Below are 14,865 nucleotides of genomic sequence, written 5' to 3'. Positions count from 1 at the left end.
TCAGCATCAAAGTAAAGTAGGAGGGAAATCACGTGGCGATCAAAAAGTATAAACCTACCACTAATGGCCGTCGTAATATGACTGGTTTAGATTTTGCAGAAATCACAACATCAACACCAGAAAAGACATTATTACAGCCATTAAAGAAAAATGCTGGACGTAACAACCAAGGTAAAATCACTGTACGTCATCAAGCTGGTGGACATAAACGCCAATATCGTTTAATTGATTTTAAACGTAATAAAGACAATGTGGTTGGTACTGTAAAAACAATCGAGTATGATCCAAACAGATCTGCTAACATTGCATTAATTCACTATACTGATGGAGTGAAAACTTACATCTTAGCACCAAAAGGTTTAACAGTTGGAACTCAAATTTCTTCTGGAGAACATGCAGATATTAAAGTTGGTAATGCATTGCCATTAGTAAATATCCCAGTTGGTACTGTTATCCATAACATCGAATTAAAACCTGGTAAAGGTGGACAATTAATCCGTTCTGCTGGAACAAGTGCTCAAGTACTTGGTAAAGAAGGTAAATACGTATTAGTACGTCTTAATTCAGGTGAAGTTCGTATGGTTTTAGGTACTTGCCGTGCAACAATCGGTACAGTGGGCAACGAACAACACGAATTAGTAAATATCGGTAAAGCTGGTCGTAGTCGTTGGATGGGTAAACGTCCAACAGTACGTGGTAGCGTAATGAATCCTAACGATCACCCACACGGTGGTGGTGAAGGTAAAGCACCTATCGGACGCCCATCTCCAATGAGTCCATGGGGCAAACCAACGCTTGGATACAAAACTCGTAGCAAAAAAGCTAAATCAGATAAATTTATCGTACGTCGTCGTAAATCTAAATAATCTGTTTTTTAGAAAAGAATTCGAAGATTCGAGAGGAGGAACACCATGGGTCGCAGCTTAAAGAAAGGACCTTTTGTAGACCAACACTTAATGAATAAAGTGGAAGCTCAAAAAGATCAATCAAAGAAAAAAGTTATTAAAACATGGTCACGTCGTTCAACAATTTTCCCTAATTTTATTGGATACACTATTGCAGTGTATGATGGAAGGAAACACGTTCCAGTTTATATCCAAGAAGATATGGTAGGGCACAAATTGGGTGAATTTGCACCAACAAGAACTTACCGTGGTCATGGAACTGACGATAAGAAAACAAAACGCTAATTGAGGGGAGGAACCGAACATGTCAGAAAGAATTACTTCAGCTAAGGCAACTGCTAAAACAGTTCGCACTTCACCTCGTAAAACAAGACTTGTTGTTGACCTAATTAGAGGTAAAAATGTTAGTGAAGCAATTTCAACTTTGAAATTCTCACCAAATAAAGCAGCAGGCATTGTCGAAAAAGTGCTTATGTCAGCAATTGCTAACGCAGAAAATAACTTTGACTTAGATGTTGAAAACTTAGTAGTATCAGAAGTATTTGTGAACGAAGGACCAACGATGAAACGTTTTCGTCCGCGTGCTAAAGGATCTGCTTCACCAATCAACAAACGTACAAGTCATATTACAGTAGTAGTATCAGAAAAATAAGGAGGGATTAATCAGTGGGTCAAAAAGTAAATCCAATTGGTATGCGTGTCGGCGTTATCCGTGACTGGAACGCAAAATGGTACGCTGAAAAAGAATATGCTGATTACTTACACGAAGATTTAAATATTCGTAAGTTTATCGCTACTAGATTAGCTGACGCTTCTGTTTCTACCGTTGATATTGAACGTGCTGCAAATCGCGTGAATATATCAATACATACTGCAAAACCAGGTATGGTAATTGGTAAAGGTGGATCTGAAGTTGAAGCATTACGTAAAGAATTAAATAAATTAACTGGTAAAAAAGTACACATTAATATTGTGGAAATCAAAAAACCAGATTTAGATGCTAAATTAGTTGCAGAAGGAATTGCACGTCAATTAGAAAACCGTGTTGCTTTTCGTCGTGCACAAAAACAAGCAATTCAACGTACAATGAGATCAGGTGCTCAAGGAATCAAAACTTTGGTTTCTGGACGTTTGAATGGTGCAGATATGGCTCGTTCTGAAGGATATTCTGAAGGAACAGTTCCATTACATACAATTCGAGCAGATATCGATTATGCTTGGGAAGAAGCCGATACTACATACGGAAAACTAGGAGTTAAAGTGTGGATTTGTCGTGGAGAAATTCTTCCAACTAAAAAAAACACTGAGAAAGGAGGGAAATAATCATGTTAGTACCTAAACGTGTAAAACACCGTCGTGAATTTAGAGGTAAAATGCGTGGTGAAGCTAAAGGTGGTAAAGAAGTAACTTTTGGTGAATACGGCTTACAAGCTATTGATTCACACTGGATCACTAACCGCCAAATCGAAGCTGCCCGTATTGCAATGACTCGTTACATGAAACGTGGTGGGAAAGTATGGATTAAAATTTTCCCTCATAAATCATATACATCAAAAGCAATTGGTGTTCGTATGGGTTCTGGTAAAGGGGCTCCTGAAGGATGGGTATCACCGGTTAAACGTGGAAAAATCATGTTTGAAATCGCAGGCGTACCTGAAGAAGTAGCGCGTGAAGCTTTAAGATTAGCATCACACAAATTACCAATTAGAACTAAAATTGTAAAACGTGAAGAAATGGGTGGTGAATCGAATGAAGGTTAAAGATATCAGAGAATTAACCACTACCGAAATGATCGCTAAAGAAAAAGAATTTAGAGAAGAATTATTTAATCTACGTTTCCAATTAGCAACAGGTCAATTAGAAAATACAGCGCGAATTTCTGAAGTTCGTAAATCGATTGCACGCATTAAAACTGTTTTGCGTGAACAAGAAGCTGCTAAGTAATAGTGGAAGGAGGCCATTTACATATGACTCAAGAGAGAAATGAACGTAAAGTTTACACTGGACGTGTGGTTTCAGATAAAATGGATAAAACTATCACAGTTATTGTTGAAACTAAAAAAACTCACAAAATTTATGGTAAAAGAGTTAAATATTCAAAAAAATATAAAGCTCATGATGAAAACAACGTTGCCAAAACTGGAGACATCGTAAAAATTATGGAAACTCGTCCATTATCTGCGACAAAACGCTTCCGTTTACTAGAAGTTGTTGAAGAAGCTGTAATTATTTAATTCGAATTTTCCTATAGATAAAGCTGAAAGTTTGAAAGGAGGATACTGAAGTGATCCAACAAGAATCTCGTATGAAAGTTGCCGATAACTCAGGCGCTCGTGAAGTGTTAACTATCAAAGTACTTGGTGGTTCTGGACGTAAAACGGCCAACATCGGTGACATCGTGGTTTGTACGGTTAAAAATGCAACACCGGGTGGAGTTGTCAAAAAAGGCGAAGTAGTAAAAGCTGTTATTGTACGTACTAAATCAGGTGCTCGTCGTGCTGATGGTTCATATATTAAGTTTGATGAAAATGCATGTGTGATTATCCGTGACGATAAGAGTCCACGTGGAACACGTATCTTTGGACCAGTTGCTCGTGAATTACGCGACAACAACTTTATGAAGATAGTCTCACTAGCACCAGAAGTGTTATAATACATACTTATGTTTAAAGGAGGTGCGAAACAAGATGTTCGTTAAAACAGGCGATAAGGTAAAAGTTATCTCAGGTAAAGATAAAAACAAAGAGGGAATCGTTCTTAAAGCATTTCCTAAAAAAGATCGCGTCATCGTTGAAGGTGTTAACATGATGAAAAAACACCAAAAACCTAGCGCAACAGCTCCTCAAGGAGGAATTATCGAAACGGAAGCGTCTATTCATGTTTCTAATGTTATGGTGATTGATCCATCTAATGGAGAACCAACACGTGTAGGAAACAAGATTGTTGACGGTAAAAAAGTCCGTGTTTCTAAAAAAACTGGTGAAGTTTTAGATAAATAAGTCATAGTGGAAGGAGGACCTAAATAGATGAACCGCCTAAAAGAAAAATATCTTAATGAAGTAACACCATCATTGATGGAAAAATTTAACTATTCATCTGTAATGCAAACACCAAAAGTTGATAAAATCGTTATTAACATGGGTGTGGGCGATGCAGTATCAAATAGTAAAAACTTAGATAAAGCTGTTGAAGAATTAGCTTTAATCTCTGGACAAAAACCTATCATCACAAAAGCTAAGAAATCAATCGCTGGTTTCCGTTTGCGTGAAGGTATGCCAATCGGCTGTAAAGTAACTCTACGTGGCGAAAGAATGTACGAATTTTTAGATAAATTAGTAACAGTTTCTTTACCTCGTGTACGTGACTTCCACGGTATCAGCAAAAAATCTTTCGACGGACGCGGAAATTATACTTTAGGTATTAAAGAACAATTAATTTTCCCTGAAGTTGACTACGATTTAGTTGATAAAGTACGAGGAATGGATATCGTTATCGTTACGACTGCTAACTCAGATGAAGAATCTCGTGAACTATTGGCTCAACTTGGAATGCCATTCCAAAAATAATTAAAGGAGGCGAACTACGTGGCTAAAAAATCAATGATTGCTAAAAATAAACGTCCTGCAAAATTTGCAGTTCAAGAATACACTCGCTGTGAACGCTGTGGACGTCCACATTCAGTCTATCGTAAATTTAAACTTTGCCGTATTTGCTTCCGTGAACTTGCCTATAAAGGACAAATTCCCGGCGTGAAGAAAGCAAGCTGGTAAAAAAGTAAACCCGTAAAAGGAGGTAAAATATTCAATGGTGATGACAGATCCAATTGCAGATTTCTTAACTCGTATTCGTAATGCGAATATCGTAAAACACGAATCGTTAGAATTACCTGCATCAACAATCAAATTTGAAATCGCAAAAATCTTACAACGTGAAGGTTTTGTGCGTGAAGTAGAATTCATCGAAGATGACAAACAAGGCATCATCCGTGTTTTCTTAAAATATGGTAAAAACGACGAACGCGTTATTACTAACTTAAAACGTATCTCAAAACCAGGTTTACGTGTCTATGTTAAATCAGATGATGTGCCAAAAGTACTTAACGGTTTAGGTATAGCGATTATCTCAACTTCAGAAGGTGTCTTAACTGACAAAGAAGCTAGAGAGCGTAACATCGGCGGAGAAGTATTAGCATACGTTTGGTAAAAATTAAAAGAATTAAGGAGGTGTCCTGAGTGAGTCGTATTGGAAATAAACCAGTCGTTGTTCCTGCAGGTGTGACAGTGTCACAAAGCGGAAATACAGTAACTGTAAAAGGACCTAAAGGTGAATTAACTCGTGAGTTTTCACCAAATATTACTTTAAATATCGAAGAAGGCGTTGTAACTTTATCTCGCCCTGACGATAGCAAAGAAAACAAAACAATTCATGGAACAATGCGTGCTAACTTAAACAACATGGTTGTTGGTGTTAGCGAAGGCTTTGAAAAAGCTTTAGAATTGATCGGGGTTGGATACCGTGCACAATTACAAGGGAAAAAACTTGTATTAAGCGTTGGATATTCTCATCCAGTTGATTTCGAAGCTCCAGAAGGTATTACAATCGAAGTCCCTTCAAACACGTCTATTATTGTTAAAGGATCTAACAAAGAAGTTGTTGGAGAATTAGCAGCAAACATTCGTGGCGTACGTCCTCCAGAACCTTATAAAGGTAAAGGAATTCGCTATGTTGGCGAACACGTAAGACGTAAAGAAGGTAAAACAGGTAAATAATAAATAATAAGAGGTGACAATTGTGATTACAAAACCAGATAAAAATAAAGTACGTCGTAAAAGACATCAACGCGTACGCAACAAGATCTCTGGTACTGCAGAGTGCCCACGCTTAAACGTTTTTCGTTCTAATAAAAACATCTACGCTCAATTAATTGATGACGTAGCGGGTGTGACGCTAGCAAGTGCCTCATCTGTAGATAAAGACATTACAGCAGAAAATAAAACTGCAGAAGCGACAGCTGTTGGTGCAGCAATCGCTAAAAAAGCAACTGAAAAAGGTATTAAAGAAGTAGTCTTTGACCGTGGTGGATACCTTTACCATGGACGTGTAGCAGCTTTAGCTGAAGCAGCACGTGAAAATGGACTAGAATTTTAGGAGAAGGAGGAAAACCATTCATGAGTAATATTGACGCTAGACAATTTGATCTAGAAGATCGCGTTGTTGCTATTAACCGCGTTTCTAAAGTTGTTAAGGGTGGACGTCGTTTACGTTTTGCTGCTTTAGTTGTAGTTGGTGACAGAAACGGTCACGTTGGATTCGGTACGGGTAAAGCACAAGAAGTACCTGAAGCTATTCGTAAGGCTGTTGAAGATGCTAAGAAAAATCTAATTGAAGTACCTATGGTTGGCTCAACAATTCCTCACGAAGTGATTGGATCATTCTGTGGTGGACGCATCTTAATGAAACCTGCTGTTGCGGGTGCCGGAGTTGCTGCTGGTGGACCAGTTCGTGCCGTGCTTGAATTAGCAGGTATTTCTGACATTACAAGTAAATCACTAGGTTCAAACACACCTGTCAACGTTGTTCGTGCAACGCTTGAAGGACTAAATAGATTGAAGAAAGCAGAAGAGGTTGCTGAATTAAGAGGCGTTTCTGTTAATGAATTAATCGGATAGGAGGACTAAAAATGAGCGAATTAAAAATTACGTTAAAGCGTAGTGTCATTGGACGTCCCCAATACCAACGTGATACTGTTAAAGCTTTAGGTTTGAAAAAAACTAACTCTACAGTTGTTAAAGCGAATACTGAAGCCATCAAAGGCATGATCAATACAGTTTCACATTTAGTGGACGTAAAAGAAATTTAATTATAAAATTTCAACATACTACTTTAAGGAGGTGCCGAGTTAATGAAACTTCATGAGTTACATCCGGCAGAAGGATCAAGACATGTACGTAATCGTGTAGGTCGTGGATCATCATCTGGCAATGGTAAGACGTCAGGTCGTGGCCAAAAAGGTCAAAAATCACGTTCAGGCGGTAAAGTACGTTTAGGTTTTGAAGGGGGACAAACTCCTTTATTCCGTCGTTTACCAAAACGTGGATTTACTAATATTAATCGTAAAGAATATGCAGTTATTAACATTGATGTGTTAAACCGTTTTGAAGATGGTGCTGAAATTACACCAACTATCTTAATTGAAGCAGGAATTATTAAAGATGCTAAAGCAGGGATTAAAGTATTAGGTAATGGCGAATTATCTAAAAAATTAACTGTGAAAGCAGCTAAATTCTCTAAATCAGCTCAATCTGCAATTGAAGCAGCTGGTGGATCAATTGAGGTGATCTAATGTTTAAACTGTTGAAGGATTCGTTTAAGGTAAAAAATATCCGTAATAAGATACTTTTTACGCTACTGATTCTCTTCGCGTTTAGAGTAGGAGCCCATGTTACTGTACCAGGCGTTGATGCGAAAGCATTACTTGAATTAAATAAACTAGCTATCGTAGCTATGTTTAATACCGTAAGTGGTAATGCGATGGAAAACTTTTCTATTTTTGCAATGGGAGTTTCCCCTTATATTACTGCTTCAATCATTATTCAATTATTACAAATGGATATAGTTCCTAAATTTGTTGAATGGTCAAAACAAGGTGAAGTTGGTCGACGTAAGTTAAACCAATGGACACGCTATTTGACTTTAGTACTTGGTTTCGTCCAGTCTATAGCGATTACTGCTGGATTTAATCATTTTACTGGAGCAGGTTTAGTTAAAACTCCTAACGTGACTACGTATGTCACCATTGGATTAATTCTAACCGCCGGTACGATGTTTGTTACCTGGATGGGTGAACAAATATCGGAATACGGTATTGGTAATGGGGTATCAATGATAATCTTTGCAGGTATCGTTGCTCGTTTTCCAACCAGCGTTAAAGAAATCTACGAACAGCTTTTTGTAAATATTGGTTCAGATGAAATGCTTAAGTCAATTGTTTTGTGCGTTGTATTAGTTATTGCCATCTTAATTGTGGTTACTCTAGTAACGTATGTACAACAGGCTGAACGTAAAATTCCGATTCAATATACAAAGCGAGTTGCTGGAGCACCACAAAGTAGTTATTTACCTTTAAAAGTAAATGCCGCTGGTGTTATTCCAGTAATCTTTGCCAGTTCGTTGATTGCAACACCACAGGCTTTTTTATCAGCTTTTCAAACCTCTCAAGGTGGCAAAGGTTGGTACGAAATAGTAACACAAATTTTTAATTATACAACTATTCCAGGCGGGATAGTCTATACGATTCTGATTATTGCTTTTACATTCTTCTATGCATTTGTTCAGGTTAATCCTGAGAAAGTGGCTGAGAATTTGCAGAAGCAAGGAAGCTATATTCCAAGTGTACGACCTGGAAAAGATACAGAGACATATATTTCTCAGCTTCTTATGAAATTGAGTACAGTAGGTTCTGTGTTCCTAGGTTTAGTTGCAATCCTACCGATTATTGCCAGCAATGTGTGGAATTTACCAACATCAATTGGTCTTGGCGGTACTAGTTTATTAATTGTTATCAGTGTTGCATTAGAAACAAATAAACAATTAGAAGGATTACTGTTAAAACGTCAGTACACTGGTTTTATCAGAGAGTAAGAGCGCTGTGTTGAGGTATTATCCCTCAGCACTTTTCTCGAACTTAAGGAGGAAGACTTATGAATCTCATTTTAATGGGGTTGCCAGGAGCAGGAAAAGGAACTCAAGCTGAAAGAATTATTGACACTTATGGGATTCCGCATATTTCTACTGGAGATATGTTCCGTGAAGCAATGAAAAACGAAACACCTTTAGGGGTTAAGGCGAAAGCTTATATTGATAATGGCGAATTAGTTCCTGATGAAGTAACTAACGGCATTGTTAAAGATCGTTTATCACAAGCTGATACGGAAAAAGGTTTCTTATTAGACGGATTTCCACGTACACTAGCTCAAGCAGAAGAATTAGATAAAATTTTAGAGGAATTAGGCAAGAAAATTGATAATGTCCTTAATATTCATGTCGCAGAAGATGTTTTAGTAGAACGTTTAGCAGGTCGCTTCATTTGTCGCACTTGCGGGGCAACGTATCATAAATTATACAACCCGCCAAAAGTTGAAGGTACTTGTGATCGTTGTGGAGGTCATGACTTCTACCAACGTGAAGATGATAAACCAGAAACAGTTAAAAATCGTTTAGCTGTTAACGTAAAAAATACTAAACCGATTCTAGACTATTATGAAAACCAAGGTGTCTTAGACACTGTTGATGGTGATCGTGATATTCAAGATGTTTTCATCGATATTAAAAAAATTATTGATGTTAACAATTAAGCCCTTCTAGACATCTAACTAATTGCAGAGCACTAATTCACTTGACTGAAAGGTTTAATTTATGTTAAAATCCTACAGTCAACTTTTTATGTTCGATGTATTATGTTATAATAGTCGAGTTGGAAAGTAAATTAGTTCCGCTGTTCCGTTTGTCAGCATTTTTGGATGCAAAACAAAGTAATAAGGAGGTACTAGTTGTGGCGAAAGAAGAAATGATTGAAATTGAAGGTACAGTCGTCGAAACTTTGCCGAATGCAATGTTTAAAGTAGAATTAGAAAACGGACATGTCATTTTGGCTCATGTATCAGGCAAAATCAGAATGCATTACATTCGTATTTTACCTGGAGACAAGGTAACTGTTGAGTTATCTCCATACGATTTAACTCGTGGCCGTATTACTTATCGCTTTAAATAATTGTACTCCGTAAAATTCAAGGAGGTATAATCATGAAAGTAAGACCATCAGTAAAACCCATTTGTGAAAAATGTAAAGTAATTCGTCGTAAAGGTCGAGTTATGGTTATCTGTGAAAACCCAAAACATAAACAACGTCAAGGATAAGAGGAGGTGTAACGAATAATGGCTCGTATTGCAGGTGTAGATATTCCCCGTGATAAACGTGTAGTTATTTCGCTTACTTATATTTACGGTATCGGAAAACATACAGCACAAGATATTTTAGCTGAAGCTGGCGTATCAGAAGACATTCGTGTTCGTGATTTAACAAATGATCAAACTGATGCTATTCGTGCGGCAGTGGATAAATTAAAAGTTGAAGGTGACTTACGTCGTGAAGTGAACTTAAACATCAAACGTTTGATGGAAATTGGTTCATACAGAGGTATGCGTCATCGTCGTGGATTACCAACTCGTGGACAAAACACGAAAAATAATGCGCGTACTAGAAAAGGACCAGCTCGTTCAATCGCTGGTAAGAAAAAATAATCATTAGAGCAAGGAGGTTTGAAGCTTCATGGTAGCAAAAAAAGTTAGTAGAAAACGTCGAGTGAAAAAGAATATTGAAGCAGGTGTGGCACATATCCACTCTACTTTCAATAATACAATTGTGATGCTAACAGATGTACACGGAAACGCTATTTCTTGGTCATCAGCAGGTGCATTAGGATTCAGAGGTAGTAAAAAAGCAACTCCATTCGCAGCACAAATGGCAGCTGAAACAGCAGCTAAAGCGGCTATGGAACATGGCTTGAAAACTGTTGACGTAACTGTTAAAGGACCTGGTTCTGGTCGTGAAGCAGCTATTCGTTCATTACAAGCAACAGGATTAGAAGTGACAGCAATTCGTGACGTTACTCCAGTTCCTCACAATGGATGTCGCCCTCCAAAACGCCGTCGTGTTTAATGAGAGAGCTATTCTTTGTTAGGATACTTAGCGACATTGAGCAGGACACTTTTCGTTTTGAAAGGGGTATAGACAAGAATGATTGAATTTGAGAAACCAAGAATCACAAAGATTGATGAAGATAAAGATTATGGCAAGTTCGTCATCGAGCCGCTTGAGAGAGGCTATGGAACAACTTTAGGTAATTCCTTACGCCGTATTTTGTTATCTTCTCTTCCAGGTGCTGCAATCACTAATCTGCAAATTGATGGTGTCTTACATGAATTCTCAACTATTCCAGGTGTACGTGAAGATGTAACTCAAATAATATTAAATATTAAAGGGTTGGCATTAAAACTTTACACTGAGGAAGTTAAAACGTTAGAAATTGATATTACTGGTCCCGCTGAAGTAACAGCAGGCGATATCATTACTGATAGTGATGTTGAAATTTTAAATAAAGATCTATTCATCTGTAGTGTGGCTGAAGGAGCAACATTCCGTGCTAGTTTAACGGTTAAACCTGGTCGTGGGTATGTACAAGCAGATGAAAACAAAACGGAAGATATGCCAATCGGTGTATTACCAGTTGATTCTATTTACACCCCAGTTAATCGTGTGAACTACCAAGTAGAAAATACACGTGTTGGTCGTCGTGATGATTTTGATAAGTTGACTTTAGATGTTTGGACTGACGGATCTATCGCACCGCAAGAGGCTATCAGCTTAGCTGCTAAAATCTTGACTGAGCATTTAGATATTTTCGTTAATTTGACAGATGAAGCTAAAAATGCTGAAATCATGATTGAAAAAGAAGAAACACAAAAAGAAAAGATGTTGGAAACAACTATCGAAGAATTAGATTTATCTGTTCGTTCATACAACTGTCTAAAACGTGCTGGAATCAACACGTTGCAGGAATTAACAAGTAAATCTGAAGCTGAAATGATTAAGGTTCGTAACTTGGGTCGCAAGTCGCTTGAAGAAGTGAAAGCTAAACTAGCTGATTTAGGTCTTGGATTACGTCAAGAAGACTAATCATTTTAATATTTCATTAAAGGAGGAAATACGACGTGAGTTATCGTAAATTAGGTCGCACAAGTAGCCAAAGAAAAGCTTTACTTCGTGATTTAACAACTGATTTAATTATAAATGAACGCATTGAAACGACAGAAGCTCGTGCTAAGGAAATACGTTCAACAACTGAAAAAATGATTACTTTAGGTAAACGCGGAGATCTTCATGCTCGTCGCCAAGCTGCAGCTTTTGTTCGTAATGAATTATTAGATGCACATTTAGCTGAAGATGGAGAAACTATCGTTCAAGAAACTGCTTTACAAAAATTATTCAATGACTTAGCACCTCGCTATGCTGACCGTCAAGGTGGATATACACGCATCCTTAAAAAAGGACAACGCCGTGGAGATGCTGCCCCAATGGTTATTATTGAATTAGTTTAAAAACAATTTGTTATGCATCACTTTATAGATGATTCTTTTAGAGTGTTATGATGTTGGAAGCTTTCGGCTTCCGAGTCTAGCTCGGTGCTTGTTCTGCGGTTGCTGAATCGCAGAACATGCTCTCATCATATAAAGTGCTTTTTTTATAGATAAAATAAGAACGCTTTACTCATTAAAATATAGACAATCGAATGTTTCCTTGTATTTTTAATAATTTATGTTATTAAGAATAGAATGAAGCTTTTTTTTAAAGAAAAAATGATGGGAACGATGTCAATGACGAATCCTTTAATAAAATTAGAAAATATTACATATAAATACTTTAGCCAAGACGAGGAAGCCAAAGCAGCACTAACTAATGTTTCTTTAGATATTTTTCCTGGTGAGTGGGTTGCTTTAATTGGACATAATGGTTCGGGTAAATCAACTTTGGCCAAAACAATTAATGGCTTAATAGAACCATCTTCGGGTTCTATTCTGGTAAACGGGAATCAAGTGACGGAAAAAAATATTTGGGATATTCGTCGAATGATTGGGATGGTATTTCAAAATCCTGACAATCAGTTTGTTGGTTCTACTGTAGAAGATGACGTCGCTTTTGGTCTTGAAAATCAAGGTATACCTAGAGAAGATATGGTTCTCCGAGTACAGGATGCCTTGCAGCGAGTGCGTATGTCAGATTTTGCAGAGAAAGAACCGGCTCGATTATCTGGTGGACAAAAACAGCGTGTTGCTATTGCCGGAGTTATCGCTTTGCGTCCTGACGTCATTATTCTTGATGAAGCCACATCTATGTTGGATCCTCAGGGCCGGGAAGAAGTTATTTCAACTATCCGCAAAATTAAAGAAGAGTCAAATTTAACAGTTATTTCGATTACACATGATATTGATGAAGCGGTATTTGCTAATCGTGTCTTGGTAATGCGAGAAGGCCAAATTATACAAGAGGGAACACCTGCTAATATTTTTTCACGCGGTGAAGAGCTGATTCATTTAGGATTGGATATTCCGTTTCCTGAGAAACTGAAAGCATCGCTTAAACAGCGAGGTATCTCAGTTCCTAAAGAATATTTGACTGAAGAAGGGATGGTTGATTGGTTATGGACATCAGGTTTGAACAAGTAGACTTTACTTACCAACCGAACAGCCCTTTTGAACAACGAGTTCTGTTTGATATCAACTTGGAAATTCCGAGTCAGACCTACACAGCAATTGTCGGTCATACCGGAAGTGGCAAGTCGACCTTATTGCAACACTTGAATGCTCTATTAAAGCCTACTAAGGGAATGGTGACTTTAGGTGATCGGGTGATTACACCAGAAACGAATAATAAGAATCTCAAACCCATTCGAAAAAAGGTCGGTATCGTGTTTCAATTCCCTGAGTCTCAATTATTTGAAGAAACGGTGGCACGTGATATTGCCTTTGGTCCAAAGAATTTTGGCGTATCAGAAGAAGAGAGTACACGCTTAGCTAAAGAGATGATTGATCTTGTTGGACTAGATGACTCCTACTTAGAGCGGTCACCATTTGACTTGTCAGGCGGGCAAATGCGACGCGTAGCCATTGCAGGTGTTTTAGCTATGGAACCAGAAGTCGTTATTTTGGATGAGCCGACAGCTGGATTAGATCCGCAAGGGCGTAAAGATATGATGGATATGTTTTATCGTTTGCATAAAGAAAAGGGGATCAGCATCATATTAGTGACGCATTTAATGGATGATGTCGCTGAATACGCTGACTTTATGATTGTCCTTGAAAAAGGTACTATCCAAAAGCAGGGTCATCCTCGTGATATCTTTAGTGATTCTGCTTGGTTGAAAGAGAAGCAGCTTGGTGTACCCACCGCAACTGCCTTTGCTTACCGTTTAATGGAAAAAGGTTTTCGCTTTAATCAACTGCCTTTAACGGCAGAAGAGCTTGCGGATGAGTTGGCAGCCGATTTAAAGGGGGAATCAGCACATGATGAATAAATTGATTTTAGGACGCTATATTCCAGGTGACTCATTTATTCATCGCCTCGATCCGCGTACTAAATTATTAATGAGTTTCTATTTTATCGGTATTATTTTCTTATGCAATAACTTTCCTTCCTTTGGTTTGATGTTTGCTTTTACTGTTGTTGCCATTTATTTATCTAAGATCAGTGTTAAATTTTTTATCAATGGTGTTAAGCCATTAATTTGGCTGATACTATTTACTGTTATTTTGCAGATTATGTTCACCCAAGGTGGCGAGGTCTATTTTCATTGGGGATTTATTACGATTAGCCAATTTGGTTTAACCAACGGTGCGTATATCTTCTTACGTTTTGTTTTAATCATTTTTATGTCGACATTACTCACATTAACAACGCCGCCGCTTTCTTTAGCAGATGCTATTGAATATATTTTAAGACCGTTGAAAGTAGTAAAATTTCCCGCGCATGAAATTTCACTGATGTTGTCGATTGCTTTACGTTTTGTTCCGACATTGATGGATGAAACTGAAAAAATTATGAACGCGCAGCGTGCTCGGGGTGTGGATTTTGGTGAAGGGAACTTGATGCAAAAAATGAAGGCAATTGTCCCATTGTTGATTCCTTTATTTGTCAGCAGTTTTAACCGAGCAGAAGATCTTGCTACAGCAATGGAGGCACGTGGTTATCAAGGTGGAGAAGGACGAACAAAGTATCGAGTTTTGCATTGGCATTTTCAGGATACCTTAGTTGTTCTATCGTTTGCCGTGTTAACAGTCACGTTAGTTTTGCTTAGAACATAAAAAAAACAAAAACAGTCCTGAAAAAGGACTGTTTTTTTAAAGG

General features: G+C 37.8%; 28 protein-coding genes. All 28 read left to right on the top strand.

Annotation, left to right across the window (positions count from 1 at the left end; genetic code table 11):
• Positions 1-32 precede the first annotated feature (32 nt).
• The 28 genes from rplB to CBF37_RS06190 all read left to right on the top strand — a co-directional run bounded on the left by rplB (position 33) and on the right by CBF37_RS06190 (position 14,822).
• Positions 33-866, top strand: coding sequence for a 50S ribosomal protein L2 (gene rplB, locus CBF37_RS06325; protein ID WP_125983903.1), 834 nt, complete (start codon positions 33-35; stop codon positions 864-866).
• A gap of 45 nt (positions 867-911) precedes the next feature.
• On the top strand, positions 912-1,190 hold the full coding sequence (gene rpsS, locus CBF37_RS06320; protein ID WP_125983902.1) for a 30S ribosomal protein S19: 279 nt from the start codon (positions 912-914) through the stop codon (positions 1,188-1,190).
• 19 nt (positions 1,191-1,209) lie between these two features.
• Entirely contained in the window at positions 1,210-1,557 is a 348-nt protein-coding gene (gene rplV, locus CBF37_RS06315; protein ID WP_125983901.1) for a 50S ribosomal protein L22, read from the top strand.
• A gap of 14 nt (positions 1,558-1,571) precedes the next feature.
• Positions 1,572-2,228, top strand: a complete 657-nt coding sequence (gene rpsC / locus CBF37_RS06310) for a 30S ribosomal protein S3 (RefSeq protein ID WP_125983900.1) — start codon at positions 1,572-1,574, stop codon at positions 2,226-2,228.
• Positions 2,229-2,230: 2 nt separating this feature from the next.
• On the top strand, positions 2,231-2,665 hold the full coding sequence (rplP, locus tag CBF37_RS06305; RefSeq protein WP_125983899.1) for a 50S ribosomal protein L16: 435 nt from the start codon (positions 2,231-2,233) through the stop codon (positions 2,663-2,665).
• Positions 2,655-2,849, top strand: coding sequence for a 50S ribosomal protein L29 (gene rpmC / locus CBF37_RS06300; RefSeq protein WP_125983898.1), 195 nt, complete (start codon positions 2,655-2,657; stop codon positions 2,847-2,849). The genes rplP and rpmC overlap by 11 nt, the downstream gene beginning before the upstream one ends.
• Positions 2,850-2,872: 23 nt before the next feature.
• Positions 2,873-3,139, top strand: a complete 267-nt coding sequence (rpsQ, locus tag CBF37_RS06295) for a 30S ribosomal protein S17 (protein WP_125983897.1) — start codon at positions 2,873-2,875, stop codon at positions 3,137-3,139.
• Between the two features lie 50 nt (positions 3,140-3,189).
• Complete coding sequence (gene rplN, locus CBF37_RS06290; RefSeq protein WP_077275927.1) at positions 3,190-3,558, top strand: 50S ribosomal protein L14; 369 nt, start codon at positions 3,190-3,192, stop codon at positions 3,556-3,558.
• A 34-nt stretch (positions 3,559-3,592) separates the two neighbouring features.
• Entirely contained in the window at positions 3,593-3,904 is a 312-nt protein-coding gene (rplX, locus tag CBF37_RS06285; protein ID WP_125983896.1) for a 50S ribosomal protein L24, read from the top strand.
• Positions 3,905-3,931: 27 nt separating this feature from the next.
• Positions 3,932-4,471: a 50S ribosomal protein L5 gene (gene rplE, locus CBF37_RS06280; RefSeq protein WP_125983895.1), complete on the top strand. Its 540-nt coding sequence runs from the start codon at positions 3,932-3,934 to the stop codon at positions 4,469-4,471.
• Between the two features lie 18 nt (positions 4,472-4,489).
• The gene (locus tag CBF37_RS06275; RefSeq protein ID WP_077275924.1) at positions 4,490-4,675 is read left to right on the top strand and encodes a type Z 30S ribosomal protein S14; all 186 of its coding nucleotides are present in this window, start codon (positions 4,490-4,492) and stop codon (positions 4,673-4,675) included.
• A 34-nt stretch (positions 4,676-4,709) separates the two neighbouring features.
• Positions 4,710-5,108 carry a 30S ribosomal protein S8 gene (gene rpsH / locus CBF37_RS06270; RefSeq protein WP_125983894.1) on the top strand — a complete coding sequence of 133 codons (399 nt, stop codon included), beginning with the start codon at positions 4,710-4,712 and terminating at the stop codon, positions 5,106-5,108.
• 29 nt (positions 5,109-5,137) lie between these two features.
• On the top strand, positions 5,138-5,674 hold the full coding sequence (gene rplF, locus CBF37_RS06265) for a 50S ribosomal protein L6 (RefSeq protein WP_125983893.1): 537 nt from the start codon (positions 5,138-5,140) through the stop codon (positions 5,672-5,674).
• 22 nt (positions 5,675-5,696) lie between these two features.
• A complete protein-coding gene (gene rplR / locus CBF37_RS06260; protein WP_125983892.1) occupies positions 5,697-6,053 on the top strand; it encodes a 50S ribosomal protein L18 in 357 nt (118 codons plus the stop codon).
• Positions 6,054-6,073: 20 nt separating this feature from the next.
• Positions 6,074-6,574, top strand: coding sequence for a 30S ribosomal protein S5 (gene rpsE, locus CBF37_RS06255; RefSeq protein ID WP_125983891.1), 501 nt, complete (start codon positions 6,074-6,076; stop codon positions 6,572-6,574).
• Positions 6,575-6,585: 11 nt separating this feature from the next.
• Positions 6,586-6,765: a 50S ribosomal protein L30 gene (gene rpmD, locus CBF37_RS06250; RefSeq protein ID WP_125983890.1), complete on the top strand. Its 180-nt coding sequence runs from the start codon at positions 6,586-6,588 to the stop codon at positions 6,763-6,765.
• Positions 6,766-6,807: 42 nt separating this feature from the next.
• Positions 6,808-7,248: a 50S ribosomal protein L15 gene (gene rplO / locus CBF37_RS06245; RefSeq protein WP_125983889.1), complete on the top strand. Its 441-nt coding sequence runs from the start codon at positions 6,808-6,810 to the stop codon at positions 7,246-7,248.
• On the top strand, positions 7,248-8,546 hold the full coding sequence (gene secY, locus CBF37_RS06240) for a preprotein translocase subunit SecY (RefSeq protein WP_125983888.1): 1,299 nt from the start codon (positions 7,248-7,250) through the stop codon (positions 8,544-8,546). The genes rplO and secY overlap by 1 nt, the downstream gene beginning before the upstream one ends.
• A 59-nt stretch (positions 8,547-8,605) precedes the next feature.
• Positions 8,606-9,259 (top strand): adenylate kinase, encoded by a 654-nt coding sequence (locus CBF37_RS06235; protein WP_125983887.1) that lies wholly within the window; start codon positions 8,606-8,608, stop codon positions 9,257-9,259.
• A gap of 197 nt (positions 9,260-9,456) precedes the next feature.
• Positions 9,457-9,675, top strand: a complete 219-nt coding sequence (infA, locus tag CBF37_RS06230; protein ID WP_077275915.1) for a translation initiation factor IF-1 — start codon at positions 9,457-9,459, stop codon at positions 9,673-9,675.
• Between the two features lie 32 nt (positions 9,676-9,707).
• Positions 9,708-9,821 carry a 50S ribosomal protein L36 gene (gene rpmJ / locus CBF37_RS06225; protein ID WP_009488082.1) on the top strand — a complete coding sequence of 38 codons (114 nt, stop codon included), beginning with the start codon at positions 9,708-9,710 and terminating at the stop codon, positions 9,819-9,821.
• A gap of 18 nt (positions 9,822-9,839) precedes the next feature.
• Positions 9,840-10,205 carry a 30S ribosomal protein S13 gene (gene rpsM / locus CBF37_RS06220; protein ID WP_125983886.1) on the top strand — a complete coding sequence of 122 codons (366 nt, stop codon included), beginning with the start codon at positions 9,840-9,842 and terminating at the stop codon, positions 10,203-10,205.
• 28 nt (positions 10,206-10,233) lie between these two features.
• Entirely contained in the window at positions 10,234-10,623 is a 390-nt protein-coding gene (rpsK, locus tag CBF37_RS06215) for a 30S ribosomal protein S11 (protein ID WP_125983885.1), read from the top strand.
• A gap of 78 nt (positions 10,624-10,701) precedes the next feature.
• Positions 10,702-11,640 carry a DNA-directed RNA polymerase subunit alpha gene (locus CBF37_RS06210; protein WP_125983884.1) on the top strand — a complete coding sequence of 313 codons (939 nt, stop codon included), beginning with the start codon at positions 10,702-10,704 and terminating at the stop codon, positions 11,638-11,640.
• A 35-nt stretch (positions 11,641-11,675) separates the two neighbouring features.
• On the top strand, positions 11,676-12,062 hold the full coding sequence (gene rplQ, locus CBF37_RS06205) for a 50S ribosomal protein L17 (RefSeq protein WP_125983883.1): 387 nt from the start codon (positions 11,676-11,678) through the stop codon (positions 12,060-12,062).
• Positions 12,063-12,338: 276 nt separating this feature from the next.
• Positions 12,339-13,187 (top strand): energy-coupling factor ABC transporter ATP-binding protein, encoded by an 849-nt coding sequence (locus tag CBF37_RS06200; protein WP_125983882.1) that lies wholly within the window; start codon positions 12,339-12,341, stop codon positions 13,185-13,187.
• Positions 13,163-14,035 (top strand): energy-coupling factor ABC transporter ATP-binding protein, encoded by an 873-nt coding sequence (locus CBF37_RS06195; protein WP_125983881.1) that lies wholly within the window; start codon positions 13,163-13,165, stop codon positions 14,033-14,035. The genes CBF37_RS06200 and CBF37_RS06195 overlap by 25 nt, the downstream gene beginning before the upstream one ends.
• Complete coding sequence (locus CBF37_RS06190; RefSeq protein WP_125983880.1) at positions 14,025-14,822, top strand: energy-coupling factor transporter transmembrane component T family protein; 798 nt, start codon at positions 14,025-14,027, stop codon at positions 14,820-14,822. The genes CBF37_RS06195 and CBF37_RS06190 overlap by 11 nt, the downstream gene beginning before the upstream one ends.
• Positions 14,823-14,865: the final 43 nt, after the last annotated feature.

Origin of the sequence: Vagococcus vulneris (genome assembly GCF_003950515.1) — a bacterium.
Lineage (GTDB): Bacteria > Bacillota > Bacilli > Lactobacillales > Vagococcaceae > Vagococcus > Vagococcus vulneris.
The sequence above is the reverse complement of the archived record's forward strand: the minus strand, read 5'-3'. Positions and strand labels throughout refer to the sequence as shown.